The following is a 24,173-nucleotide window of genomic DNA, read 5'->3' on the forward strand; positions in this document are numbered from 1 at the left end:
CGGCCTTTCGGCCGATCACGCGAAGCGGATACACATGGGCGTGCCCACGGCGATCGTCGCACCGGTCGCTGTCAGACTTCCGCTCTGCGCATCCCGTGCGAAGATGGTGATGACGTCGGCGTTCTGGTTGGCGCAGAGAAGATGACGACCGGAGGGGGAGATCGCGAGGTTTCGCGGCGTTGCACCACCGCAGGGCGTGTGCGCGACATGCGTCAGCTGGCCGGTGGCGTCGTCGACGGCAAAGGTGACGATGCTGTCGTGCCCGCGGTTCGAGCCGTAGACGAAACGCCCGTCCGGCGAGATCTGGATATCGGCGCAGTGGTTGTCTGCGCGGGCCGTCTCGGGCACGGCGGATTTCGCATCGACGGGCGTCAGCCGGCCGTCGGCGCTGACGGCATAGCTTGCAACGGTCGAATCCAGCTCGTTCATCACGAAGATCCAGCCGCCGCCGGGATGAAGGACGGCATGCCGGGGACCGGCACCGGGCGCGGTCGGGCAGACATGGCGGCGTGACAGGCCGCCGTCGTCATCGACGGCATAGGTGGTCAGCGTGTCGGTTCCGAGATCCGCGATCAGCAGCAGGTTCGGGCCGATACGGGTGACGCTATGGGCGTGGCTGCGCTCCTGCCGGTCGGCATCCGGCCCGGTTCCCGCCTGCTGCACGCTGGAGACCGGCGGCGTCAAGCTTCCGTCCTCCCGAATGCCGTAGACCACCAGCGATTGATCCGGTCCGCCCGCACCCATGCCGTAATTCACGACAAACAGCCATCTGCCGTCGTCCGAAATCATATTGTGGGCCGTGATGCTGCCGAGCGTCGGCTGCATGCCGATCGGCGCGAGGGTTCCCCTTGCCCGGTCGAAGGATAGCGCCGAGACCAGACCTTCCGACCAGCCGAAAATCTCGGAATTGGCATAGACCCGGTGCCCGCCCGACGTCACCGAAAGGAACGTCGGGTTGTCGATGCCGGAAAAGCCGGCAAGCGGCGCTACTTCCAGCGTGTCCTCGTCAAAGCTGTAGACCGTCAGTCCCGTCCCGCGCGCGCCTTGGAAATACGGCGCCTCCCGATTGAGCGATCCGACAAATATCAGGCAGGGCTCCGCCATGTCTCTTCCTCCCGTCGTTGCCGTCAACCAACGGCGCCTTTTCCCGCCAGGAGAATGATCGATGCCCCTTGCAAATGCAATCCATATGTGAACACTATCTTCACATAAGAAAATACGGAGGAGGAGCTTCGTGGAGACGTTTCAGCCGACTGTGGGTGTGGAAAGCACATTTCCCTCGGACATGCCGGCAGATCATGCGGGCCTTCCGGTTTGGAATGCGGAGAACTGGTTCTACGAGGATTGGCCGGTCGGCCAGAAAATCCGGTCGCTGCGCCGTACCATCGGGGAGTCCGACAGCCACCTCTTCAACACGCTCGTGACCGACATCCATCCTTACGTTCAGGACGAGATGTTCGCCCGGCGGGAGGGTGTCTTCGGCCGTCGGCTCGTTGCCGGTGCCTTCGTCTTTTCCGCAGGCCTCGGCCTCGTCGCCACCAACTGCGTCAACGCCTTTTCCTACGGCTACGACAGGCTGCGCTTCATCAAGCCGGTCTTTATCGGCGACACGATCTACACGATCCGGACCAATATGGAGAAGACGCCGCGCACGGCGGATCTCGGCCTGATCCGGGCCAGCTACGAGATCTTCAAGGGCGAAGGCGAGCTGGTGCTCTACTGCGAGCATCTCCAGACCGTCCGCTACAAGAACCCCGGCGCTGTCGCCGCCACCGAAAAGTAAGCCGTTATGCCGATCTCCGATATCCCGACCCTCACGACCCCAGCCGCAACGAATGACGCCGAACTTCCTTTAAGCGGCCTTCTGGTCGTGGATATGAGCCAGTTCCTGTCCGGCCCCTATTGTTCGCTCCGTCTGATGGATCTCGGCGCCCGCGTGATCAAGATCGAGCGGCCCGATGGCGGCGACCTGTCACGGCGGCTCTACTTGAGTGATACGGAAATCGGCGGCGACTCCACGATCTTCCACGCCATCAACCGCGCCAAGGAGAGCCTGGCGATCGACCTGAAGAATGCGGACGACCTCGCGGCGCTGCGCAAGCTTCTGGAAAGCGCCGACGTCGTCATCCAGAACTTCCGCCCCGGCGTCATCGAGCGGCTGGGGCTCGACTATGCGAACGTAAAGGCGATCAATCCGCGCATCGTCTTCTGCTCGATCAGCGGCTACGGCAATGCGGGTCCCTGGGTCTCGCGGCCGGGGCAGGATCTTCTGGCGCAGTCGCGCTCCGGCGTGATGTGGCTGAATGGCGACGAGGGGCAGGGCCCGGTGCCCTTCGGGCTCGCCATCGGCGACATGCTGGCCGGTGCAGCTGCGGCGCAAGGGATTCTTGCAGCGCTCGTGCGGCGCGGCGTGACGGGCAAGGGCAGCCATGTGGAAACCAGCCTGCTCGAAGCCCTGGTCGATCTGCAGTTCGAGGTGTTGACCACCCATCTCAACGACGGCTTGCGCCTGCCGAAGCGTTCGGATTTCCGCAGCGCCCACGCCTATCTCTCGGCCCCCTACGGCGTCTATCCCGCAGCCGACGGATACCTCGCCATCGCGATGACGCCGATCCCGAAACTGGCGGACCTTCTGGAGATGGACGAGCTCGCCCTGTTTCGGGACGACCCGTCGAGCTGGTTTACCGCGCGCGATGCGATCAAGGCGCTCATTGCCAAGCGCGTCTCGGAAAAGACCATCGACGAATGGCTGGCGATCCTGGAGCCGGCCGACATCTGGTGCGCCAAGGTGCTGGACTGGAAGGAGCTGATGGACAGCGACGGCTTCCAGCATCTCGATATGCTGCAGACGGTGTCGCGCGACGATGGCGTGTCCATCCACACCACGCGCTCGCCGCTGCGGATCGACGGCGTGCGGCCCACGTTCGATCGGGCAGCGCCCCGGATCGGTGAGCAGAGCGCGGCCATCCGGCAGGAGTTTGGCCTGTGAGCACGCAAGGTATCACCCTCAAGGGCATGACCTGGAACCATCCGCGCGGCTACGATCCGATGGTCGCCTGCTCGCGTCTCTGGGAGGAGCGGACCGGCGTCACCATCACCTGGGACAAACGCTCCCTGCAGGATTTCGAGACCTATCCCGTCGAGGACCTGGCGCGCGCCTACGACCTCATCGTCATCGACCATCCGCATGTCGGCCAGATCACGCGGGAGACCTGCCTCGCGCCGCTCGACGTGCCGGAGAAGGCGGCGGAAGCAGAGGCGCTTCGCGCCGGCAGCGTCGGCGCATCCTTTCCGAGCTACCACTGGCAGGGCCGGCAGTGGGGCCTGCCCATCGACGCGGCAACCCAGGTCCAGGCCGTCCGCCCGGATCTTCTGTCTGCACCGCCGCAGCGTTGGGACGCGGTGATCGATCTGGCACGCGAAGGCCGCGTGCTGCTGCCGCTTCGCCCGCCACACAGCCTCATGTGCTTCTACACGCTGGCCGCCAATCTGGGCACGCCCTGCGCCGTCGATGGCGCGGAATTCATAGCGACGGAGGCCGGTGCGGGCGCGTTCGAGGCGTTGCGGGAACTCGCGGCCCTCGTCCCCTCGATGTGCTTCGAGATGGACCCGATTGCCGTTCTCGAAGCCATGGCGGAGACCGGCTCGGCCTATGTCTTGGCACCCCTGATCTACGGCTATGTCAGCTATGCCATGGCCGGGTTTCGGGAGAAGCCCGTCCATTTTTGCGACATACCCTCCGCGGGCAAGAACGGCCCTGTCGGGTCTGCGCTGGGTGGCACCGGCATCGCGGTTTCCGCCTTCTCGTCGTCGCCCCGGGACGCGATCGATTTTGCCTACTGGATCGCCAGCGGCGATGTCCAGAAGGGCCTCTATGCCGCATCCGGCGGACAGCCGGGACATGCGGCGGCCTGGGAAGACGGGGCGGTGAACGCCTCAACGGCCGATTTTTACCGCGCCACGCGGGCCACGCTCGAGGCCGCCTGGGTCCGCCCGCGGCACGACGGCTACATGCCGTTCCAGCAGGCGGCATCCGACCGGATCAATCGCGGCCTTCTGGAAAAGCATCCGGCGGCAGAGGTCGTCGCCGACCTCAACCGCCTGTTCCGCGAGAGTTTCAAGACGATCTAGCATCCCGGCGGAGGAGCCGGGCATTCGGGAGGAGATATAGAAATGACAATGAGGATCAACGGCCTTCTGGCCGCAACGGCGCTCATCCTGTCCACGCACGCCGTTCAGGCGCAGGATACCGTCGCAACCGTCATCGGCGCTCTGCCCGAGCCCCTGAAGGCGCAGTACGAGGGTGCGCCGCAAGCGGTTCTGCCGTCGGCCTGGGATGGCTTTACGGCGCCGGCAAAGCCCTGGAAATGGTGCCATTCGGAATCCTATCAGGGCAATCCGTGGCGGGTGACCGTGACGAAGGAACTGCAGCGTCTGGTCGAAGGGTTGATCGCGAACGGTACCGTCGCAAGCTTCGAAGTCTCCGACAGCAACAATGACGTCAGCCAGCAGATCAACCAGATCCGCGCCTTCGTCGACAAGGGCTGCTCGATCATCACCTCCATCCCCGGCTCGGCGACGGCGCTGGACGATGCGATCGACGCAGCAGCCAAGGCCGGCATTCCGTTCGTGACGGCTGCCGGATCCGTCACCAGCCCGAACGCGATCAATGTCGATTCCAACTATGCGCGCTGGGGCTACGACATGATGAGCGCGGTCGGCAAGGCTCTGCCGGACGGCGGCAGCGTTCTCCTCGTCGAGGGCATCGCCGGCCATCCGATCGTGGTGCAGGAACGGCAGGGTGGCGACAAGGCGCTTGCCGAGAACACCAGGCTGAAGGTCGCGCGCAGCGTCAACGGCAACTGGACGGCCAACGTCACGAAGACGGTCGTCTTCCAGGCGATCGCCACCAATCCGGCGCCGATCGATGCGGTCTGGACCACCGGGAGCGAGAGCCGCGTCGTCGCCGAGGCCTTTGCCGAAGCCGGACGCCCGGCGCCGCTGATCACCGGTTCGCTCACCGGCGACGCACTCGGTTACTGGAAGGCCAATCCCGACAAGTTCCGTTTCGAGGGCCATGCGCTTCTGCCGCATTGGACGGCGCAGACGCTGTTTCGCGTCGGAGCGCGCATGCTGGACGGGCAGAAGCCGAAGCTGAACACGCTGATGATCCCCATCCCCGCCATCCACAATGCCGATCTGGCGAGCTGGTACAAGGACTGCATGATGCCGGACTCCGTGTCCGTCTTCCCGGTTCCGCCGCAGGATCCGATGCCGGAACCGCTGCTCGACGCCTATTTCACCGGCGCCAAGCCCACACCCGGCTGGGACTATGCGTCCACGCCCGATGCCTGTGCGAAGTAGCGACAAGATGAAGGAAAGGCGGGCGCGTTCCATCGGGATGGCCCGCCGCCACAGGCGGACGGCATGATGCTCGAAATCCATACTCTGTCGAAACGATACGGCGAGACGGTGGCTCTTGCCGGCGCCAGTATCGCGTTCCGCGCCGGCACCATCCACACGATCCTCGGCGAGAACGGCTCCGGCAAGAGCACGCTGGTGAAATTGCTGTCCGGCATCGTCCAGCCGGATGGCGGCACGATGCTGCTGGACGGGACGCCGTTTTCGGGACGCAGGCCCGCCGAATTCCAGGCTGCGGGCTTTGCCACGGTGTTCCAGGAAGTGCTGATCGCGCCGGACAGGAGCGTTGAAGACAATATCCTGCTCGGGCTCGACGGGCTCGTGCACCGCAGGATCCCGCGCGACCGGCGGCGGCAGACGGCGGCGGATGCGCTGGCCCGCTTTGCCGTTACGCCCGTGCCGCTCGATGTCAAAGCCGGCTCTCTGCCGCTTGCGGCACAACAGTTGATCGTTCTGGCGCGTGCGGTCGTCCGCCGTCCGCGCGTTCTCATCCTCGACGAAGTGACGGCCGCGCTCGATTATGCCGACCGCGAGTCCGTCTTCTCCCTGATGCGCCAGCTGGCGGCGGAAGGTTCGCTGCTGCTTTTCATCACCCACCGCATGGACGAGGTCATGAGCCTCTCCGACAGGATCTCCATTCTGCGCAGCGGCAAGGTCGTGACGACCGAGGAGCGCGGGCTCTCGACGCCCGCGGAGCTTCTGAAAGCCATGGCGCCACAAACGGCCGCGGAGTTGCTGCATGTCTGATTCCGCACGCCTTCATGCCCGTGATCTCGTCATCCGGCGCGGCGCGACCCCGATCGTCGAGGAGATCCGCTCCGGCGAGATCGTCGGTCTCGCCGGCCTGGACGGACATGGACAGGAGCGCTTTCTCGAAACGCTCGCCGGCCTGCAAAAGCCGCTTGCCGGAGCCGTGTCTCTGGAACGGGGCGGCGCGGAAACGCGGATCACCGATTTCCGCAAGGCCGTCGCCGCTCATGTCGCCTACCTCCCGCGCGATCGGCGGGCGACAGGCATCTTCCCCACCCAGTCGGTCCTCGACAACTTCGCCATATCCACGGTGTCGGAGGATGCCCGCTTCGGCGTCATCAGCGCCGGCCAGCGCGCGCGGCGCTACGAGGTCTATCGCGACCGGCTGTCCATCGCAGCACCGCGGCCGGATGCGGCGATCACCACGCTCTCGGGCGGCAATCAGCAGAAGGTGCTGCTGGCGCGCGCTCTCGCCTTGAAGCCGGATGTGCTGTTGCTCAACGACCCCACCCGCGGCGTCGATGTCGCCACCCGTCATGTGCTTTACGACGTCTTCCGCGATCTCGCGCGGGACGGCATGGCGCTGGTGGTTCTCTCCAGCGAGATCGAGGAGATCCTGCTCTTGTGCCACCGCGTTGTCGTTTTCCGCGACCATGATATCGTCGCCAACCTGCAGGGGCCTGCCATGACCACCGATGCCGTCATCGCCGCCATGTTCGGACGCGCGGCATGACGAAGGCGTACCTGCGGACACTGCACGGGCTCCGGCGCGATACGGGCTTTGCGCTCGTGCTTCTCGTCATCCTGCTTGTCGTGAACCTCGTCCTCAACCCGGCACGCTTCCAGCCATCGGCCTGGGGGTCGCTCATCGGGCTTGCCGCGCCGCTCATCGGTGCGGCGGTGGCCTCCGCGCCTGTCATTCTCGCGGGACGCGGCGGCATCGATATTTCGGTCGGGCCGCTGATGGGCTTCGTCAATGCCATCGTCATCCAGCTTCTGTTTCTGAAGGCCGGCATTTCCTCGCCGCTCGTCATCATTCCCGCAGCCCTCCTGATCGGCGCTGCCATCGGCGCCATTAACGGGGCGCTGACGACACTGGTGCGGATCCAGCCGATCGTGGCGACGCTCGGAACCTATCTCGTCCTCACCGGCGTGACCCTGACCATCCTGCCCGCGCCGATCGGGCCGGCGCCGGGCTGGCTGAAGGCGCTGGCCGGCCCCTGGTCGGCCCTGCCGCTGATCGCGCTCTTTGCCGCCTGGTGGATCATCCGCCGGCTGCCCTATTACGACCAGCTGATGGCGATCGGCAGCGACGACCGCGCGGCCTATACCGCCGGCGTCGATGTCACCCGCGTCCGCTTCATCGCCTATGTTATCACGGGCGTGTTCGCCGCCGTCGCGGGGCTGATGCTGACCGCGCTGATCGGCTCGGCCGACCCGAACATCGGGCAGGCCTATACGCTGATCTCGATTGCGGCCGTGGCGCTCGGCGGCGTCAGCCTTGCCGGCGGGCGTGGCGGGCTGGTCGGCGCCTCCATCGGCGCGATCGACATCTTCCTGCTGCAGAGCGTACTCACCGCCTTCAACGTTTCCACCTATGTGCTGCAAATCGCCTATGGCGCCATTCTCGTTGCCGCCGTCATTCTGACGGCCGTGCAAGAGCGGGCGGCCCGTGGCCGGGAGGTCTGACATGGCTGTCGTCGAAACAGGTCGCACCGGCGCGGCACGGTCAAGCCTTGCGCTGCGCATCCGCTCGGGCCTTGCCGGCACGAACGGCCGCATCCTCATGGCCTTTCTCATCGCGGGCGTGCTGCATCTGGTCGGCACGCTCGCCATCCCGGGCTATTCCTCGCCGTTCGCCATCCGCGCGCTGCTGGTCATCGCCGCGCTCCTCGCCGTCGCCTCCATCGGGCAGACACTCGTGGTCATCCTGGGTGGCATCGATCTGTCCATTCCCTTCATCATTGGCTTTGCCAATGTGGTGGCCGCACAGCTCTATGGCGACAAATGGAATTTCGCGCTCGTCTGTCTCTTCGTGATCGTGGTCGCCATGCTGATCGGTGCGCTGAACGGCTATATCTCCCGGCGGCTCGATATCCATCCGCTGATCGTGACCCTGGGGATCGGCATGATCGTGCAGGGGTCCGTTCTGCTCTGGACGGCGGGGTTTCCGTCCGGCTCCGCGCCACCCTACGTCTCCGCCTTCGTTTCCATCGGCGGTTCGGCGGGCCCGCTGCCCTTTCCCTGGGTGGTGCCGGCGCTGGCCGTGCTCGCGACGCTCATCGTGCTCGTGCTTGCCCGCACGCCCTACGGGCGGCGGCTTTACGCGCTCGGCAGCAATCCCGGCGCTGCCATCCTCGCGCTGATCGACCCTGTGCGTATGTGGATGCTGACCTTCTCGCTCAGCGCCATGTTTGCCGCCGTCACCGGCATTCTGCTCCTCGGCTTCACCGGCTCGGCCTATGGCGATGTCGGCCAGCCCTATCTGTTCCAGACGATTGCGGCCGTGGTCGTGGGCGGCGCGGCGCTGGTCGGCGGGCGCGGCAGCTATCTCGGCACGATCGCCGGCGTGCTGGTTCTCACCGAGATCAACACCTTGCTGATCGGCCTCGGCTTCCAGCCCGCCGCCGTGCAGGCGTCGCTCGGCGCCGTCATCATCCTGCTCGTCTCGATCTACGGCCGGGAGCGGCATGTCAGCATGACGATCTGAGGCGCGTCAGGCTCCGATCGGGAGATCGAGGCTCCAGAGCTTCAGCGCATTGCCGGCCAGCAGGGCGTGGCGCTCGGAATCGCTGCTGCCCGCAAGCAGCGCATGCGTAGCTGCAACCCAGGTGGAGAGGCTGCCGGCGAGCGTGCAGACGGGCCAGTCGCTGCCCCACACCACCCTGTCCCATCCAAATTGCAGGATGGCGGTTTCCGCATAGGGACGGATCTTGTCCACGCTCCAGCTGTCGGGATCGGTATAGGCGATGAGCCCGGATATCTTGCAGACCACGTTCGGCCGGCGTGCGACATCCTTCAGCTCGTCCCGCCACAGCGAGATATCGCCCGCCTTGATATCGGGAACGCCGCAATGGTCGAGGATGAAGGTCACATCCGGCGCGAGGTCGGCAAGGGCCGCCGCGTGACCCAGCTGGCGCGGCAGTACGCAGAGATCGAAGGTGAGACCCGTGCCCGCGAGGCGCTTGATGTTGTCGCGAAAGACCGCGCTTTCCGACAGGTCGTCCGGCATGACGTGGAGGACGCGGCGAAAACCCTTGACCAGCGGGTTCTCGCGCTGACGCTCGAGCATCGCGGGAAAGCTCTGGTCTTCCGGCCGGCAAGCAGCGATGGCGCCGACGAGGAGGCTTTCGGGGAGCGCTGCGAGCTGCCCCACATGCAGCGTTTCCGCCTCGATCTCCTCGGCCGCGACATCGACCTCCATGTGCAGGCTGGCGGCGATGCCGCAACGCAGGGCCTCCTGACGATAGGTCTCATAAAGGTAGTCGCGGTCGAGCGCAGGCACCGATGAAAGCCATGGATAGGTGAGGGCCGTCCTGTCGATCAGGTGAAGATGGGTGTCGATGATCATCGCTGCTCCTCCCGCGCCATGCGCCTTCGGCGACACTCTCATAGGGAAGCAGAGGTTTCAAATAAGAATGTCGCGTCGCAGGCTAAGAAGAGGCTTACGTTTCCGCCGGCCCGTCGTGCTGGACGTCGGAGCCGGCGAGAAGCGAAAGCTGCTCGGCGGTCTTCTGCAGCAGCGAGATCGTCGTGGAGATATCGGGCGCCGACGGCGCGTTGACGAGGCTGATATAGGGCACGGTGAGGGCCGCGATACCGCGACGGTCCGGACCGAGAATCGGGGCCGAGAGGTTGAACACCCCGGCCGTCTGGGCGCTCGCCATCATCTCGTAGCCGCGCGCGCGGATCTCGTCGAGGCGCGCATAGAACTCCGGTGTCAGGGTGATGTCCTTCCGGCTCTTCACGTGCTCGGAGATCATCATCTCCCGCTCCTCCGGCGGGCGGAAGGCAAGGAGGACATGACCGGAGCCGGTGTCGAACAGGCTGATATGCGAGCCGACGCGAATGGAAATGCCCCAGTAATCCGGCGCTTCCTGCTGGGCGATGACGACGGCGGAGCCGCGGTCGAACACGGCGAGCTGGTTGGCCTGCCGGGTCCGCTGCGCAAGGTCGCGCATCAGCGGCGTCGCATAGGCCGCCAGGCGCCGCGTCGGGGCATGCAGCTGCGCGAGACCGAAGAGCTTGAGCGTCAGGGAGTAGCGGTCGCCGTCGATGCGGGTGATGTAGCCGCGCCGGACGAGGCGGTCGAGCATCCGGTAGAACTCGTTCGGGCTGCGATTGAGCTTCTTGGAAATCTCCGCCTGCGTCAGGCCGCCATCCACACCGGCCAAAAGCTCCAGAATATCGAGCCCCTTGTCCAGCGCCGGTGCGCGGTAGCGATCGTCTTCTCCGTCCGACATGCGGGACCCCCTGTGAATACGCATTTCCATATACGAAGAACGATGGACCGACAAAGCAAAGTTGTCGCTTGACGATGCGCGAGAATGTTGTTTGTATATGAATGAGTTTCTCGCAGATGAGAGATCGTGCTCCTGAGGAGGAGTGCACCCGGAGGAGGGAACCTGATGAACAAGCTGCTGTGTGGCGCCGCATCCGGCGTCGTGGCATTCGTTCTGGCGCACGGCGCAGCCGGTGCGGCCGAACTGATGGGCAAATTCGATGGCGTCACGATCGACGCCAAGCTGATCGGTGGTCAGCAATACGAGCCGCTCTATGCGCGGATCGCGGAATGGGAGAAGGCGACGGGTGCGAAGGTCAACGTGCTCTCCAAGAAGAACCATTTCGAGCTCGACAAGGAGATCAAGTCCGACATCGCCTCGGGGTCGATTTCCTGGTGCGTCGGCTCGAACCATTCGTCCTTCGCCCCGCAATATCCCGATCTCTATGTCGATCTGAACACGCTGGTGCCGAAGGAGATCGTCGGCGAATATGTCGACACCGTCATCAAGGCCTCCACCATCGACGACAAGCTGGTGATGCTGCCGCGCGCGCAGTTCGACGTGTCGGCGCTCTACTACCAGAAGAGCCTCTATACGGATGATGCCAAGAAGGCGGCGTTCAAGGGAAAGTACGGCTACGATCTCGCGCCGCCGGACACGTGGAGCCAAGTATCGGATCAGGCAAAGTTCTTCGCCGCCCCGCCGAACTTCTACGGCACGCAGTTTGCCGGCAAGGAAGAGGCGATCAACGGCCGTTTCTATGAAATGCTGATTGCCGAGGGTGGTGCCTATCTGGATGAGGAGGGCAAGCCTGCCTTCAATTCGGAGGCCGGTGTCCGGGCGCTTGATTGGTTCGTCGATCTCTACAAGGCAAAGGCGGTTCCCGCCGGCACGACCAACTATCTCTGGGACGAGCTTGGCGCGGGCTTTGCCTCGGGCACGGTCGGGCTCAACCTCGACTGGCCCGGATGGGCGACGTATTTCAATGACCCGAAGTCGTCCAAGGTCGCTGGCAATGTCGGCGTCACCGTGGCGCCGAAGGGCTCCTCCGGCAAGCGAACGGGCTGGTCCGGCCATCATGGCTTCTCCATCACCGAGGCTTGCGCCAGCAAGGAAGCGGCCGCCTCGCTCGTCTGGTTCCTGACCAATGAGGACTCGCAGAAGCTGGAGGCCGCAAACGGCACCCTGCCGACCCGCACCGCCGTCTGGGCCTGGGATATCGAGCAGGCCGCCTCCGACCCCTACAAGAAAGAGGTGCTGAGCACCTTCCAGGAGACGGCGAAGGGTGCCTTTGCCGTGCCGCAGACGCCGGAATGGATCGAGATCTCGAACACGGTCTATCCCGAGCTTCAGGCCGCCATCCTCGGCGACAAGACGTCGAAGGAAGCGCTGGACGCGGCCGCCGAAAAAGCGACCACCATCCTCAAGGATGCCGGCGCCCTCTGACGCCGCCTCGCCTTCGCCCGCAGCAGTGCCTGCGGGCGAAGGATCCGGTGGCGCATGTCGCCGCGCTCTTTTCTCGATCGGCCAGGCGCGCAATGTCGCCGGCCGTCAGGTGCCACAGCATGTCTCGAAAACTCTCAACGCCGGTTCTTCTTCTGCTGCCGGCCTTCGTCGTGCTCGCGGCTGTCGTGCTGCTGCCGCTGCTCTTGTCGCTTTATTCCAGCTTCACGCCGTTCCGACTGACGCGCCCGGCCACCCTCTGGGTCTGGGCCGGCTTTCGCAATTACGAGCGCATTCTCTCGGACGGCGTCTTCTGGGCGGCGTTCGTGCGCACGATCGTCCTGCTCACCATCGCGCTCAATCTGGAAATGCTCCTCGGCCTCGGCCTAGCGCTGCTCGTCAACAAGGCGACGCGCGGCAAGCGCGTGCTGCGCACGATCATGATGTTCCCGATGATGTTTTCTCCGGTTCTGGTCGGCTTCCAGTTCAAGTTCATGTTCAACGACAATGTCGGCCTCGTGAACAACGCGCTGCAGTCGCTCGGCCTGACGGACCAGGCGATCCCGTGGCTGATCGACGGCAATCTGGCGCTGTTTGCCATCGTCGCCGCCGAGGTCTGGTCCTCCACCTCCGTCTTCGCCATCCTCATTCTCGCAGGCCTTCTCGCCATGCCGCAGGAGCCGGTGGAAGCGGCGAAGGTCGATGGCTGCACGGCCTGGCAGACCTTCCGCTATGTCACGCTGCCCTTCGTCATGCCGTTCGCCTACATCGCCATGACCATCCGCTCGCTCGACATTGCACGCGCCTACGACATCGTGAAGATCATGACGGATGGCGGGCCGGCGCGACGGACCGAGCTGATCTGGACGCTCGTCGGCCGCACCGCCTATTCGGATGCGCAGATGGGCCTCGCCAACGCCATGGCCTACGTCTCGATCCTCCTGTCGATCCTGTTCACCGTCTATTTCTTCCGGAAGCTCGCCGCCGCCCGGACCCAGATCGGAGCGGAGTGGTAAGATGGATCGTAACTCCAAACAGCGCCTCAAACGCCGCGTTCTCAACGTCGCCTATCTGATCGGGCTTTTCCTGGCGATGCTCGTCATCTGCCTGCCGGGCCTTTGGATCGTGCTCAGTTCGCTGCGCCCGACGGTCGAGATCATGGCGAAGCCGCCGGTCTGGATCCCGCAGGAGATCACGCTCGATGCGTATCGCGCCATGTTCGGCGGCGTGGGGCAGGGCGGCATTCCGATCTGGGATTACTTCCGCAATTCGCTGATCGTGTCGATCACCTCCACCGTCATCGCGCTCGCCATCGGCATGTCCGGCGGCTATGCCTTCGCGCGTTTCCGCTTTAGCGGCAAGTCCGGCGCGTTTCTCGGCCTGATGCTGACGCGCTCCGTGCCCGGCATCGCCCTGTCGCTGCCGCTCTTCATCGTCTATTCCCGCATCGGCATCATCGATACGCATTTCGGGCTCATCCTGACCTATGTCGCGCTCAATGTGCCGTTCACGATCTGGCTGATCGACGGGTTCTTCCGGCAGGTGCCGCGGGATCTGGCGGAAGCCGCCCAGATCGACGGCTGCACGCGGTGGCAGGCCTTCTGGCAGGTGGAGTTTCCGCTGGCCGGCCCCGGCATCGCATCCGCCGGCATCTTCTCGTTTCTCACCTGCTGGAACGAATATGCGCTCGCCTCGCAGCTGACCCGATCGGTCACCTCCAAGACGCTGCCCGTCGGCTTGCTCGATTACACCTCCGAATTCACCATCGACTGGCGCGGCATGTGCGCGCTGGCGGTGATCATGATCCTCCCGGCGCTGGCTCTGACCTTCGCCATTCAAAAGCACCTTGTGTCAGGTCTGACATTCGGCGCTGTCAAAGGCTAATTGCATGGCTCAGGTCTCTCTCAAGAAACTGGTCAAATCCTACGGCGCCCTGCAGGTCGTCCACGGCATCGATCTCGATGTCGCGGACGGCGAGTTCGTCGCGCTCGTCGGACCCTCGGGCTGCGGAAAATCGACGACGCTGCGCATGATCGCCGGGCTCGAAAGCGTGTCGGGCGGGGCGATCGAGATCGGCGGCGTCGTCGTCAACGACCTGCCGCCGCGCGACCGCAATATCTCCATGGTGTTTCAGTCTTATGCGCTCTACCCGCACATGACCGTGCGCGAGAACATGGGCTTCTCGCTCAAGATCGCCAAACAGCCGCAGAGCGAGATCGACCGGCAGGTCAACGAGGCCGCCGCGATTCTCGGGCTGGACGCGCTGATGGAACGGCGGCCGGCACAGCTCTCCGGCGGCCAGCGCCAGCGCGTGGCGATGGGCCGCGCCATCGTCCGGCACCCGGAAGTCTTCCTGTTCGACGAACCGCTTTCCAACCTCGATGCCAAGCTGCGCACGCAGATGCGCACCGAGATCAAGAAGCTGCATGCGAAGGTGCAGTCCACCGTCGTCTACGTGACGCACGATCAGGTGGAGGCAATGACGCTCGCCGACCGGATCGTCATCATGCGCGATGGCTACATCGAGCAGGTCGGCACGCCCGACGAAGTGTTCAAGCGACCGGCTAGCCGCTTCGTCGCGGGCTTCATCGGCTCGCCGCCGATGAACATGGAGGAAGCGCGGGTGGCGTCGGGCCAACTGGTCTTTGCCAACGGCGACCGCCTTCCTTTGCCCCACCAGTTCGCGGATCGCGTGACGGAGGGCGAAAAGGTGGTCTTCGGCCTACGTCCGGACGATATATTCCCGAGCGGTCACGGCCTCAGTTCCGGAACCGACGGCGCTGTCCACGAGGTGACGCTGCCTGTCTCGATCACCGAGCCGCTTGGCAACGAAACGCTCGTCTTCGTGGAGTTTGCGGGACGCGAATGGGTGTCGCGGATGCTCAATCCCCGAACGCTCAAATCCGGCGAACGGATCGCCATGAGCTTCGACTTCTCGCAGGCGCATCTGTTTTCGGCCGACACCGGGCGCAGCCTGGCCGCAGCCCGGGAGATCTGACATGGCCCGGATCGAGCGTGTCGAACTGCGCATGGTGGACCTGAAGCCGAAGGTCAAGCGGACGGATGCGATCCAGAGCTTTGTCAGCCAGGAAACACCCATCGTCACCATCACCGACAGCGATGGCGCGACGGGCACCGGCTATTCCTACACGATCGGCACCGGCGGTTCCTCCGTCATGCGGCTGCTGGCCGATCATCTGGCGCCCGTCCTGATCGGCGAAGACGCCGACCGGATCGAGGCGATCTGGCACACGCTCGAGTTCCACACCCACGCCACCACCATCGGCGCCATCAGCGCCCTGGCGCTGGCGGCCATCGATGCGGCGCTGTGGGACTTGCGCGCCCGCAAGCAGACCCTGCCGCTCTGGAAGCTTGCCGGCGGTGCACGCGAAAGCTGCCCGCTCTACACCACCGAAGGCGGCTGGCTGCACATCGAGGCGGGCGCACTGGTGGACGATGCGCTGCAGGCCAAGGAGAAAGGTTTCGCCGGCTCGAAAGTGAAGATCGGCAAGCCGCATGGTTCGGAGGATGTCGCCCGCCTTTCCGCGATGCGCAAGGCCCTGGGCGACGGCTTCGAGATCATGACGGATTGCAATCAGGGCTTTACGGTGGACGAAGCCATCCGGCGGGCCGAGCGGCTGAAGGAGTTCGATCTCGCCTGGATCGAGGAGCCGCTGCCGGCCGACGATCTCGATGGGCACATCCGCCTGACGCGCGCGACGTCGACGCCGATCGCGGTCGGCGAATCCATCTACTCCATCCGCCACTTCCGCGAATATATGCAGAAGGGCGCCTGCTCGATCGTGCAGGTGGACGTCGCCCGCATCGGCGGCATCACGCCGTGGCTGAAGGTCGCGCATGCCGCCGAAGCCTTCGACATCCCGGTCTGCCCGCATTTCCTGATGGAGCTGCATGTCAGCCTCGTCTGCGCCGTGCCGAACGGGCGCTATGTCGAATATATCCCGCAGCTCGACGACCTCACGACGAAGGGCATGGAGATCCGCGGCGGCCGGGCGATCGCGCCGAGCGAGCCGGGCCTCGGCATCGCCTGGGATTGGGAGGCGGTCAAGGCGCAGAGCGTTTCCGAGTTCACACGCGATATCACGGCGCAATAGGAGGTCGCGATGCAACGGATGGGAATGGTCATCGGGCTGCAGCCGGACAAGATAGCAGAATACAAGGCGCTACATGCGGCGGTGTGGCCGGAGATCCTGGCGCTCATTTCGGCCTGCAACATCACAGACTATTCGATCTTTCTGAAAGAGCCGGAGAACTTGTTGTTCGGCACCTGGACCTATATCGGCACTGATTTCGCGGCGGATATGGCGAAGATGGCGGCCGATCCGCGCAATCAGGACTGGTGGGCCGTCTGCATGCCCTGCCAGAAGCCGCTGGAAACACGCAAAGAGGGGGAATGGTGGGCGATGATGGAGGAGGTTTTCCATCATGACTGACACCCGCTTGACTGACACACGCGAAGGCAACGCGCCTTTCGATCCCGCGAGCCTGCAGCAATGGTGGCCGAAGCCGGGCCGTCCGCGCCCGATCGTCATCTTCGGCGCGGGCAGTATTGTCGGCGACGCACATTTTCCCGCCTACAGGAAAGCCGGCTTCCCGGTGGCGGGGCTTTACGACCCGGATCGGGAGAAGGCGCACGCGATGGCGGCGCGCTGGGGTGTCGAGGCCTATGCGTCCATGGAGGAGGCCGCGGCGGTCGACGGCGCGATCTTCGATCTGGCGACGCCGCCCGCGGCGCATGCCCATATTCTCGGGGCGATTCCACAGGGTTCCTACGCTCTGATCCAGAAGCCGATGGGGGCCGATCTCGATGCGGCGACCAAGATCCTCGACCTCTGCCGGAAGCGCAAGCTCCATGCTGCCGTGAACTTCCAGCTTCGCTTTGCGCCGATGATGCTGGCGCTCAAGGATGCCATCCGGCGCGGGCTGCTCGGCGATGTCGTGGATGTCGACGCTCACGTCGCACTGGCGACGCCCTGGGGCCTGTGGCCTTTCCTGAAAGGGCTGCCGCGGATCGAGATCGCCATGCACTCGATCCACTATCTCGATCTCGTGCGCAGCCTGCTGGGCGAACCGCTGGGCGTTCACGCAAAGACCATCGGACACCCCGGGCACGCTGTCGCGCAGACGCGAACGAGCGCGATTCTCGACTATGGCGACAGCGTGCGTTGCGCGCTGTCGATCAATCACGACCATGATTTCGGCCGAAAATTCCAGGCCTGCGAATTCCGCATCTGCGGCACCAAAGGGGCGGCCTACGTCAAGCTTGGCGTCAATCTCGACTATCCCAAGGGCGAGCCGGACGAACTGTGGATCTCTCCCGCAGGCGGTGACGGCTGGGTCGAGATTCCGCTGGAAGGCACATGGTTTCCGGACGCCTTCATCGGCCGCATGGCAAACCTCCAGCGCTTTGCGAGCGGCGAGGACGAGACGCTCGTCGGCACCGTGGACGACGCCTGGCGGACCATGGCCTTGGTCGAAGCCGCCTATCAATCCAGCGCCCAGCCCGCGACGCCGGTGCGCGCGCTGCCGGAGACATGAGATGATCGAGCAGACGCTCTATTTCGAAGACTACGAGCTCGGCCACCAGCGGCTGACGACGGGACGAACCATGACGGAGACGGATTTCGTCGTCCATGCAGGTCATACCGGCGACTTCTTTCCGCACCATATGGACAGCGAATTCGCACGGACCCTGCCCGGCGGGCAACGGATCGCGCATGGCACCATGATCTTCTCGATCGGCATCGGAATGACCGCATCGCTCATCAATCCTGTCGCCTTTTCCTACGGTTACGATAGGTTGAGATTCGTGCGCCCGGTTCATATCGGCGATACGATCAGGACGCGGGTGACGATCTCCGCCAGGGAGGATGATCCCAAGCGCGCCGACAGGGGCCGGGTGATCGAGCGGTGCGAGGTGCTGAACCAGCGCGACGAGGTCGTGCTGGCGGCAGACCACATTCTGCTCGTCGAACGAAAACAGAAGTGAGGACGAAACCATGACGACGACAATGACGGGCAGGACGGTGCTGATCACAGCCGCGGCCCAGGGAATCGGGCGCGCGACCGCTCTCGCCTTTGCCAAGGCGGGTGCTACCGTGCACGCAACCGACATCAACCTCGACATTCTCTCCGAAATCGCCGGCGAGCCCGGCATCCTGACGCACAGGCTCGATGTGCTCGACGCCGCTGCCGTGACGGCGCTGGTCGAGGAGGTCGGCGCGGTGGATGTGCTCTTCAATTGCGCCGGCGTCGTCCATTCCGGCTCGATCCTTGAGATGGCCGACAAGGACCTGGAGTTCGCCTTCGACCTCAACGTCAAGGCGATGATCCGAACCATTCGCGCGGTGCTGCCCGGCATGATCGAGCGCAAGGATGGCGCCATCATCAACATGGCCTCTGTCGCTTCCAGCATCAAGGGTGTGCCGAACCGCTTCGCCTATGGCACGACCAAGGCTGCCGTCATCGGCCTCACCAAGGCGGTCGCCGCCGATTACGTTGCCGCCGGCATCCGGTGCAACGCGATTTGCCCCGGCACGGTCGAGAGCCCCTCGCTCGAAGGGCGCATGCGTGCCCAGGGCGACTACGAGACGGCGCGCGCCGCCTTCATCGCCCGCCAGCCGATGGGCCGGCTTGGAACGGCAGAGGAAATCGCCGATCTTGCCGTCCATCTCGCCGGCGCCACGTATACCACGGGCCAGGCCTATGCCATCGACGGTGGCTGGTCGATTTGACCGACCGCTCGCCTCTCAGCTGAAAACCGCAAGGATACTGCCATGAAATTCGTTCGTTACGGTGCCGAGGGCGCCGAGAAGCCCGGTCTCGTCGACGCAACCGGTGCCATTCGCGACCTTTCCGGTCACATCTCCGATCTCTCCGGCGGATCCATCGATCCCGATGCCCTGGCGAAGCTCGGCGCCGTCGATCCGGCCTCGCTGCCGCTGGTCTCCGCAGAGGAGCGCCTCGGCGCCTGCGTTGCCGGCACCGGCAAGTTCATCTGCATCGGCCTCAATTATTCCGACCACGCCGCGGAGACCGGCGCGACCGTGCCGCCGGAGCCGATCATCTTCATGAAGGCGACGTCGGCCATTTCGGGCCCGAACGACGATCTTCTCATCCCGCGCGGCTCGGAAAAGACCGACTGGGAGGTCGAACTCGGCATCGTCATCGGCCGCAAGGCGAAATATGTCAGCGAAGACGAAGCGCTCGATTATGTCGCCGGCTATTGCACGATCCACGACGTCAGCGAACGCGCCTTCCAGACCGAGCGCTCGGGCCAGTGGACCAAGGGCAAGTCGTGCGACACGTTCGGGCCGACCGGTCCGTGGCTGGTGACGAAGGACGAGGTTCCCGATCCGCAGAACCTGCGCCTCTGGCTCAAGGTCAATGGCGAGACCATGCAGGACGGCACGACCAAGACCATGGTCTACGGCGCGGCCTATCTCGTTTCCTACCTCTCGCAGTTCATGTCGCTGCAGCCGGGCGACATCATCTCCACGGGCACACCTCCGGGTGTCGGCATGGGCATGAAGCCGCCGCGCTACCTCAAGCCCGGCGACGTCATCGAGCTGGGGATCGACGGTCTCGGTTCGCAGCGCCAGACCGCCCGCGCCGACGCCTGAATCTCATCGCCTCTCTCTCCGGAGCCCCCATGACCCGCATTACAGATCTGCGCGTGTTCGACCTGCGCTTTCCGACGTCCCAGAGCCTCGACGGCTCGGATGCCATGAATCCCGATCCGGATTACTCGGCAGCCTATGTCATTCTCGACACGGACACGCCCGGTCTTGGCGGTCATGGCCTGACCTTCACCATCGGTCGCGGCAACGAGATCTGCTGCATGGCCATCCAGGCGATGCGGCATCTCGTCGTGGGCACGGAGCTTTCGACGGTGCTGGAAAACCCCGGCCGCTACTGGCGACACCTGACGAGCGACAGTCAGCTGCGCTGGATCGGGCCGGAAAAGGGCGCGATGCATCTGGCGACCGGCGCCGTCGTCAACGCGGTCTGGGACCTGCTCGCCAAGCAGGCGGGAAAGCCGGTCTGGCAGATGGTCAGCGAGATGTCGCCCGAGCAGATCGCCGACATTGTCGACTATCGCTACTTGACCGACGTGCTGACGCGCGACGAGGCGATCGACATCCTGAAGCGCGCCGAGCCCGGCAAGGCCGAGCGCATGGCGGTGCTGCGGGCAGAGGGCTATACCTGCTACACCACGTCCGCCGGCTGGCTCGGCTATGACGACGAGAAGCTGCGCCGCCTCTGCCAGGAGGCCATCGACGAGGGGTTCAACCACGTCAAGATGAAGGTTGGACGCGATCTCGAGGACGACATCCGCCGCCTCACGATCGCCCGCGAGGTCATCGGCCCCGATCGCTATCTGATGATCGACGCCAACCAGGTCTGGGAAGTCGGCGAAGCCATCGACTGGGTCAAACAGCTCGCTTTCTGCAAGCCCTTCTTCATTGAGGAGCCGACGAGCCCGGATGACGTCGCCGGCCACCGCAAGATCCGCCAGGCGATATCCCCCGTGAAGGTCGCCACCGGCGAGATGTGCCAGAACCGCATCATGTTCAAGCAGTTCATCGCCGAAGGCGCGATCGATATCGTGCAGATCGACAGCTGCCGCATGGGCGGGCTGAACGAGGTTCTGGCCGTGCTTCTCGTCGCCGCGAAGTACCAGCTGCCGGTCTGGCCGCATGCCGGCGGCGTCGGTCTCTGCGAATATGTGCAGCATCTCTCGATGATCGACTATGTGGCCGTTTCCGGCACGAAGACGGATCGCGTCATCGAATATGTCGACCATCTGCACGAGCATTTTCTTGAGCCCTGCATCATCGAGAACGCGGCCTACATGCCGCCGACCCGTCCGGGTTTCTCCATCGAGATGAAGGCGCAATCGATCGCGGATTATACGTTCAAGGGCTGAACGCGGCGGATCGACGACTGCGTTAACACAGAAGCCGGGCTGTTCGCAGCCCGGCTTTTTGCGTCTGAAAAGGAGGTCGGTACTTACGCCTTGACCGCCAGTGAATATTCTTTCATAACAGATCTATTCGTATATGAATGATGCCAGGGGAGGAGCCCGGGCAGTGGAGGGTCTCATGAAGAGCATGCTCGTCGCGTCCGCACTGGCGGCGCTATCCTTTTGTGGTGTGGCGCAGGCGCAGGAATACAGCCTGCGGTTCTCAACCTCGCAGGTCAATCCGAACGAACCGATCGTCAAGGCGATGAAGCTCTATGCCGAGCGCGTCGGCGAGCGTTCCGGTGGCCGCATCGCCATCACCGTCATGACGGGCGACCAGCTGGGTGCGCAGAAGAAGGTCAACGAGATGGTCATGAGCGGCGCAAGCCTGCTCAGCGCCACGGATTACGGTCAGCTCGGGCAGTTCGAGCCGGATATGTCGATCCTCGCCGGCCCCTATGTCTACCCGAGCATCGAAGCGAGCGACAAGCTGTTTGCCTCCGACGTGTTCACGGAGCTCTCGGCAAAGCTCGAGGCCAAGGGCCTGAAGATCATCATGCCGAATGGCTTGTTCGGATACAGACACATCATCGCCGACAAGGCGGTGCGCACCCCGGCCGATCTCGCCGGCGTCACTGTGCGCGTGCCGTCTTCGCCGATCATGATGGCGACATTCGCCACATACGGTGCCCGCCCGACGGAGCTTCCCTGGGGCGACGTCTACAATGCGCTGCAGACGGGCGTGGTCGATGCCGCGGAAGGCCCGTTCGGTTCCATCGCCGGCGCGAAGCTGAACGAGACGCGCAAGGTCATCTCCAAGACCGGCCATCAAGTCATGTTCACCGCCTGGGTTGCCTCGGCCAGCTTCTACAACAGCCTGCCGGAAGACCTGCAGAAAGTGCTGACGGAGGAAGGCCAGAGGATCGCCGTCGATCTGACGAAGATGACGATCGAGACCGACGATGGCTATGCCAAGCAGCTGGCCGACAGCGGTGTCGAGATCGTCTCGGATGTGGACGTCCCCGCCTTCATCGAGGCCTCGAAATCCGCCTATGGCAAGGTGCCGAACCTGACGCCGGGCATGTTCGAGCGCATTCAGGCCACCATGCAGTAAGGGCGAGGGCCCGGCCGGACACAGGCCGGGCTGTCCCCTGCCGGGAGCTTTCATGGACATTCCTGACCAAATCTCGATCGAGCCGCCGCTCTGGAGACTTCGACGTTTCGATGAGGCCGTGGGCGTCGTTGCCCTACTGGTCATCGTCGTCTCCATCCTCTGGGGCATCGTCAGCCGCTACATCTTTCCGCAGCCGGCCGCCTGGACCTACGAGCTTGCGATCCTCGCCTTCTCCTATCTCGTCTTCTTCGGAGCGGTTGCCGGCGTGCGTCTCGGCACCCACGCCGCGATCGACGTCCTGGTCGCCGCATTGCCGGAGCGCTGGCAGGACGGAATCCGCTGGTTCAACTATGGGCTCCTGACCGCCTTCTTCGTCCTGATGACCGGCCTGTTCGTCTGGCAGGCCTGGACCTCGCGCAATGTGCACACCATCGCGCTCGATCTGTCCCGCAGCATTGCCTATGCGCCGCTGGCCATCGCCTCTGCCGGCATGCTGTTGCAACACCTCATCGTCGAGCGGCCCTGGCGGCCGCGCACGCACCGCATCGTGGATTCGATCATATGACATTCTTCCATTTGGCCGGCCCGTCGCTCGTCGTCGTCGTCCTGTTTCTGTTATCGACGCCGATCACCTGGGCGCTGGCGATCGGCGCACTGACCTTCTTCTTCCTGAACATGGACATGATCCCCCTGTCCAATTTCGCGCAGGAGATGGCGGAAGGCAGCCAGTCCGTGTCCTTGCTGGCGCTGCCGCTCTTCGTGCTGGCCGGCTGCATCATGAATGCGTCTGGCATCACGCGACGGCTCCTGACGCTCGCCGACGTGCTGGTCGGGCACATGACGGGCGCGCTGGCGCAGATGTGCACCGTGCTCGCCACGCTACTCGGCGGCCTGACCGCGTCGGCCAATGCGGATGCCGCGATGCTGGCGAAGACGCTCGGCATCCAGATGGCCGAGCGTGGCTACAGCCGGGCCTTCGCTGCCGTCATCACCTCGTCCGCCGCCATCATCACCAGCCTCATCCCGCCGTCGATCGGCCTGATCGTCTACGGCTTTCTCGCGGAAACATCGATCGGGCGGCTGTTTGCGGCCGGCGTCATCCCGGGTCTCGTGCTGGCGCTCGGGCTGATGATCACGACGCATTTTATCGCCCGCAAGCGCGGCTATCGCTCTCTGCGCGACAGGCGCGCCACCGGCGCGGAGATGCGCACCGCGCTGATCGATGGGCTCTGGGCCCTTTCCATTCCCGTCGTCATCTTCGCGGGCACGCGCTACGGCCTGTTCACGACGACGGAAGCCGGCGCCGTGGTCGTCGTCTATGTCCTTTTCGTTGCGATCTTCGGCTACCGCGAATTCACCGTGCGCCAGATCCCCGAGGTGCTGGCGGAGGCCGTGCGGGATTCCGCCGTCGTCATGGTGATGATCTGCGCGGCTGCCGCCTTCGGCTTCTACCTCGCCTGGGAGCAGGTGCCGCAGGCGATGTCGGGCTGGCTCGGCGGTGCGACGAGCAATCCGCTCGTCATGCTGCTCCTCATCAATCTCATGCTGCTCGTCATCGGCACGGCGATCGAGGGCTCGGCGGCGCTCATCATTCTGACGCCGATGCTCATCCCGATCATCGACGGCGTCCATATCGATCGCGTCCATTTCGGCATCATCTTCATCACCAACCTCACCATTGCCGGCATCACCCCGCCCGTCGGCGGACTGATGTATATCTCGTCCATGGTGATGAAAGTTTCGATGATGGCCTATGCGCGGGAGGTTTTGCCGTACCTCGCCATGATGATGGTGTTGCTCGGCGTGCTCAGCCTCTTCCCGCAGCTTTCGCTCTGGCTGCCGAACCTCATCTACGGAACCGCCGCCGTTCAATAGCGTCTTTCCGCCACGACCGCGCCGGAGCCGGCAGCTTTCCTCCAGGCATGCGACAGCCCCTGTCCGGGCTGCTGCCGTCCAG

Annotated in this window: 25 protein-coding genes; 22 read left to right on the top strand and 3 right to left on the bottom strand. The window is 64.4% G+C overall.

From position 1 onward, the window contains the following. Nucleotides 1-15 precede the first annotated feature (15 nt). Nucleotides 16-1,104: a lactonase family protein gene (locus LRX75_RS00470; RefSeq protein WP_231811259.1), complete on the bottom strand. Its 1,089-nt coding sequence runs from the start codon at nucleotides 1,102-1,104 to the stop codon at nucleotides 16-18. Nucleotides 1,105-1,234: 130 nt separating this feature from the next. On the opposite strand from LRX75_RS00470, the gene LRX75_RS00475 reads away from it, so the two are divergent. From LRX75_RS00475 to LRX75_RS00510, 8 genes are all read left to right on the top strand, one after another. Continuing rightward, on the top strand, nucleotides 1,235-1,783 hold the full coding sequence (locus LRX75_RS00475; protein ID WP_113148671.1) for a MaoC/PaaZ C-terminal domain-containing protein: 549 nt from the start codon (nucleotides 1,235-1,237) through the stop codon (nucleotides 1,781-1,783). A 6-nt stretch (nucleotides 1,784-1,789) separates the two neighbouring features. Continuing rightward, on the top strand, nucleotides 1,790-2,989 hold the full coding sequence (locus LRX75_RS00480) for a CaiB/BaiF CoA transferase family protein (RefSeq protein ID WP_231811260.1): 1,200 nt from the start codon (nucleotides 1,790-1,792) through the stop codon (nucleotides 2,987-2,989). Between the two features lie 26 nt (nucleotides 2,990-3,015). Further along, nucleotides 3,016-4,131, top strand: a complete 1,116-nt coding sequence (locus LRX75_RS00485; RefSeq protein ID WP_269456025.1) for an extracellular solute-binding protein — start codon at nucleotides 3,016-3,018, stop codon at nucleotides 4,129-4,131. 42 nt (nucleotides 4,132-4,173) lie between these two features. Then, complete coding sequence (locus LRX75_RS00490; protein WP_231811262.1) at nucleotides 4,174-5,364, top strand: substrate-binding domain-containing protein; 1,191 nt, start codon at nucleotides 4,174-4,176, stop codon at nucleotides 5,362-5,364. 63 nt (nucleotides 5,365-5,427) lie between these two features. Further along, nucleotides 5,428-6,168 (top strand): ATP-binding cassette domain-containing protein, encoded by a 741-nt coding sequence (locus LRX75_RS00495; protein WP_231811263.1) that lies wholly within the window; start codon nucleotides 5,428-5,430, stop codon nucleotides 6,166-6,168. Beyond that, nucleotides 6,161-6,904 (top strand): ATP-binding cassette domain-containing protein, encoded by a 744-nt coding sequence (locus LRX75_RS00500; RefSeq protein ID WP_231811264.1) that lies wholly within the window; start codon nucleotides 6,161-6,163, stop codon nucleotides 6,902-6,904. Before LRX75_RS00495 ends, LRX75_RS00500 begins: the two co-directional genes overlap by 8 nt. After that, on the top strand, nucleotides 6,901-7,860 hold the full coding sequence (locus LRX75_RS00505; RefSeq protein ID WP_231811265.1) for an ABC transporter permease: 960 nt from the start codon (nucleotides 6,901-6,903) through the stop codon (nucleotides 7,858-7,860). Before LRX75_RS00500 ends, LRX75_RS00505 begins: the two co-directional genes overlap by 4 nt. A 1-nt stretch (nucleotide 7,861) precedes the next feature. Further along, complete coding sequence (locus tag LRX75_RS00510) at nucleotides 7,862-8,881, top strand: ABC transporter permease (protein ID WP_231811266.1); 1,020 nt, start codon at nucleotides 7,862-7,864, stop codon at nucleotides 8,879-8,881. A gap of 6 nt (nucleotides 8,882-8,887) precedes the next feature. On the opposite strand, the gene LRX75_RS00515 is transcribed toward LRX75_RS00510, so the two are convergent. Together LRX75_RS00515 and LRX75_RS00520 are read right to left on the bottom strand one after the other, a co-directional pair. Then, nucleotides 8,888-9,742, bottom strand: a complete 855-nt coding sequence (locus LRX75_RS00515) for an amidohydrolase family protein (protein WP_231811267.1) — start codon at nucleotides 9,740-9,742, stop codon at nucleotides 8,888-8,890. Nucleotides 9,743-9,836: 94 nt separating this feature from the next. Continuing rightward, on the bottom strand, nucleotides 9,837-10,634 hold the full coding sequence (locus LRX75_RS00520; protein WP_231811268.1) for an IclR family transcriptional regulator: 798 nt from the start codon (nucleotides 10,632-10,634) through the stop codon (nucleotides 9,837-9,839). A 246-nt stretch (nucleotides 10,635-10,880) separates the two neighbouring features. On the opposite strand from LRX75_RS00520, the gene LRX75_RS00525 reads away from it, so the two are divergent. The 14 genes from LRX75_RS00525 to LRX75_RS00590 all read left to right on the top strand — a co-directional run bounded on the left by LRX75_RS00525 (nucleotide 10,881) and on the right by LRX75_RS00590 (nucleotide 24,091). Then, nucleotides 10,881-12,119 carry a type 2 periplasmic-binding domain-containing protein gene (locus LRX75_RS00525; protein ID WP_231811931.1) on the top strand — a complete coding sequence of 413 codons (1,239 nt, stop codon included), beginning with the start codon at nucleotides 10,881-10,883 and terminating at the stop codon, nucleotides 12,117-12,119. 119 nt (nucleotides 12,120-12,238) lie between these two features. Next, nucleotides 12,239-13,132: a carbohydrate ABC transporter permease gene (locus LRX75_RS00530; RefSeq protein WP_231811269.1), complete on the top strand. Its 894-nt coding sequence runs from the start codon at nucleotides 12,239-12,241 to the stop codon at nucleotides 13,130-13,132. Nucleotide 13,133: 1 nt separating this feature from the next. After that, nucleotides 13,134-14,000 carry a carbohydrate ABC transporter permease gene (locus tag LRX75_RS00535; RefSeq protein WP_231811270.1) on the top strand — a complete coding sequence of 289 codons (867 nt, stop codon included), beginning with the start codon at nucleotides 13,134-13,136 and terminating at the stop codon, nucleotides 13,998-14,000. Nucleotides 14,001-14,004: 4 nt separating this feature from the next. After that, nucleotides 14,005-15,114 (top strand): ABC transporter ATP-binding protein, encoded by a 1,110-nt coding sequence (locus LRX75_RS00540; protein ID WP_231811271.1) that lies wholly within the window; start codon nucleotides 14,005-14,007, stop codon nucleotides 15,112-15,114. Nucleotide 15,115: 1 nt separating this feature from the next. Continuing rightward, the gene (locus LRX75_RS00545; protein WP_231811272.1) at nucleotides 15,116-16,231 is read left to right on the top strand and encodes a mandelate racemase/muconate lactonizing enzyme family protein; all 1,116 of its coding nucleotides are present in this window, start codon (nucleotides 15,116-15,118) and stop codon (nucleotides 16,229-16,231) included. A 9-nt stretch (nucleotides 16,232-16,240) separates the two neighbouring features. Continuing rightward, a complete protein-coding gene (locus LRX75_RS00550; RefSeq protein WP_113148684.1) occupies nucleotides 16,241-16,570 on the top strand; it encodes an L-rhamnose mutarotase in 330 nt (109 codons plus the stop codon). Further along, nucleotides 16,563-17,675 carry a Gfo/Idh/MocA family protein gene (locus LRX75_RS00555; RefSeq protein ID WP_231811273.1) on the top strand — a complete coding sequence of 371 codons (1,113 nt, stop codon included), beginning with the start codon at nucleotides 16,563-16,565 and terminating at the stop codon, nucleotides 17,673-17,675. The genes LRX75_RS00550 and LRX75_RS00555 overlap by 8 nt, the downstream gene beginning before the upstream one ends. A gap of 1 nt (nucleotide 17,676) precedes the next feature. Next, the gene (locus LRX75_RS00560; protein ID WP_113148686.1) at nucleotides 17,677-18,126 is read left to right on the top strand and encodes a MaoC/PaaZ C-terminal domain-containing protein; all 450 of its coding nucleotides are present in this window, start codon (nucleotides 17,677-17,679) and stop codon (nucleotides 18,124-18,126) included. A 10-nt stretch (nucleotides 18,127-18,136) separates the two neighbouring features. Further along, the gene (locus LRX75_RS00565) at nucleotides 18,137-18,871 is read left to right on the top strand and encodes an SDR family oxidoreductase (protein WP_231811274.1); all 735 of its coding nucleotides are present in this window, start codon (nucleotides 18,137-18,139) and stop codon (nucleotides 18,869-18,871) included. Between the two features lie 42 nt (nucleotides 18,872-18,913). Further along, nucleotides 18,914-19,759, top strand: coding sequence for a fumarylacetoacetate hydrolase family protein (locus LRX75_RS00570; protein ID WP_231811275.1), 846 nt, complete (start codon nucleotides 18,914-18,916; stop codon nucleotides 19,757-19,759). Between the two features lie 29 nt (nucleotides 19,760-19,788). Then, nucleotides 19,789-21,066 carry an L-fuconate dehydratase gene (locus LRX75_RS00575; RefSeq protein WP_231811276.1) on the top strand — a complete coding sequence of 426 codons (1,278 nt, stop codon included), beginning with the start codon at nucleotides 19,789-19,791 and terminating at the stop codon, nucleotides 21,064-21,066. Nucleotides 21,067-21,241: 175 nt separating this feature from the next. Further along, nucleotides 21,242-22,216, top strand: coding sequence for a C4-dicarboxylate TRAP transporter substrate-binding protein (locus LRX75_RS00580; RefSeq protein WP_231811277.1), 975 nt, complete (start codon nucleotides 21,242-21,244; stop codon nucleotides 22,214-22,216). A gap of 52 nt (nucleotides 22,217-22,268) precedes the next feature. Then, complete coding sequence (locus LRX75_RS00585; RefSeq protein ID WP_231811278.1) at nucleotides 22,269-22,781, top strand: TRAP transporter small permease; 513 nt, start codon at nucleotides 22,269-22,271, stop codon at nucleotides 22,779-22,781. Further along, nucleotides 22,778-24,091: a TRAP transporter large permease gene (locus tag LRX75_RS00590; protein ID WP_231811279.1), complete on the top strand. Its 1,314-nt coding sequence runs from the start codon at nucleotides 22,778-22,780 to the stop codon at nucleotides 24,089-24,091. Before LRX75_RS00585 ends, LRX75_RS00590 begins: the two co-directional genes overlap by 4 nt. Nucleotides 24,092-24,173 lie beyond the last annotated feature (82 nt).

The organism is Rhizobium quercicola (assembly GCF_021168455.1).
Lineage (GTDB): Bacteria > Pseudomonadota > Alphaproteobacteria > Rhizobiales > Rhizobiaceae > Ferranicluibacter > Ferranicluibacter quercicola.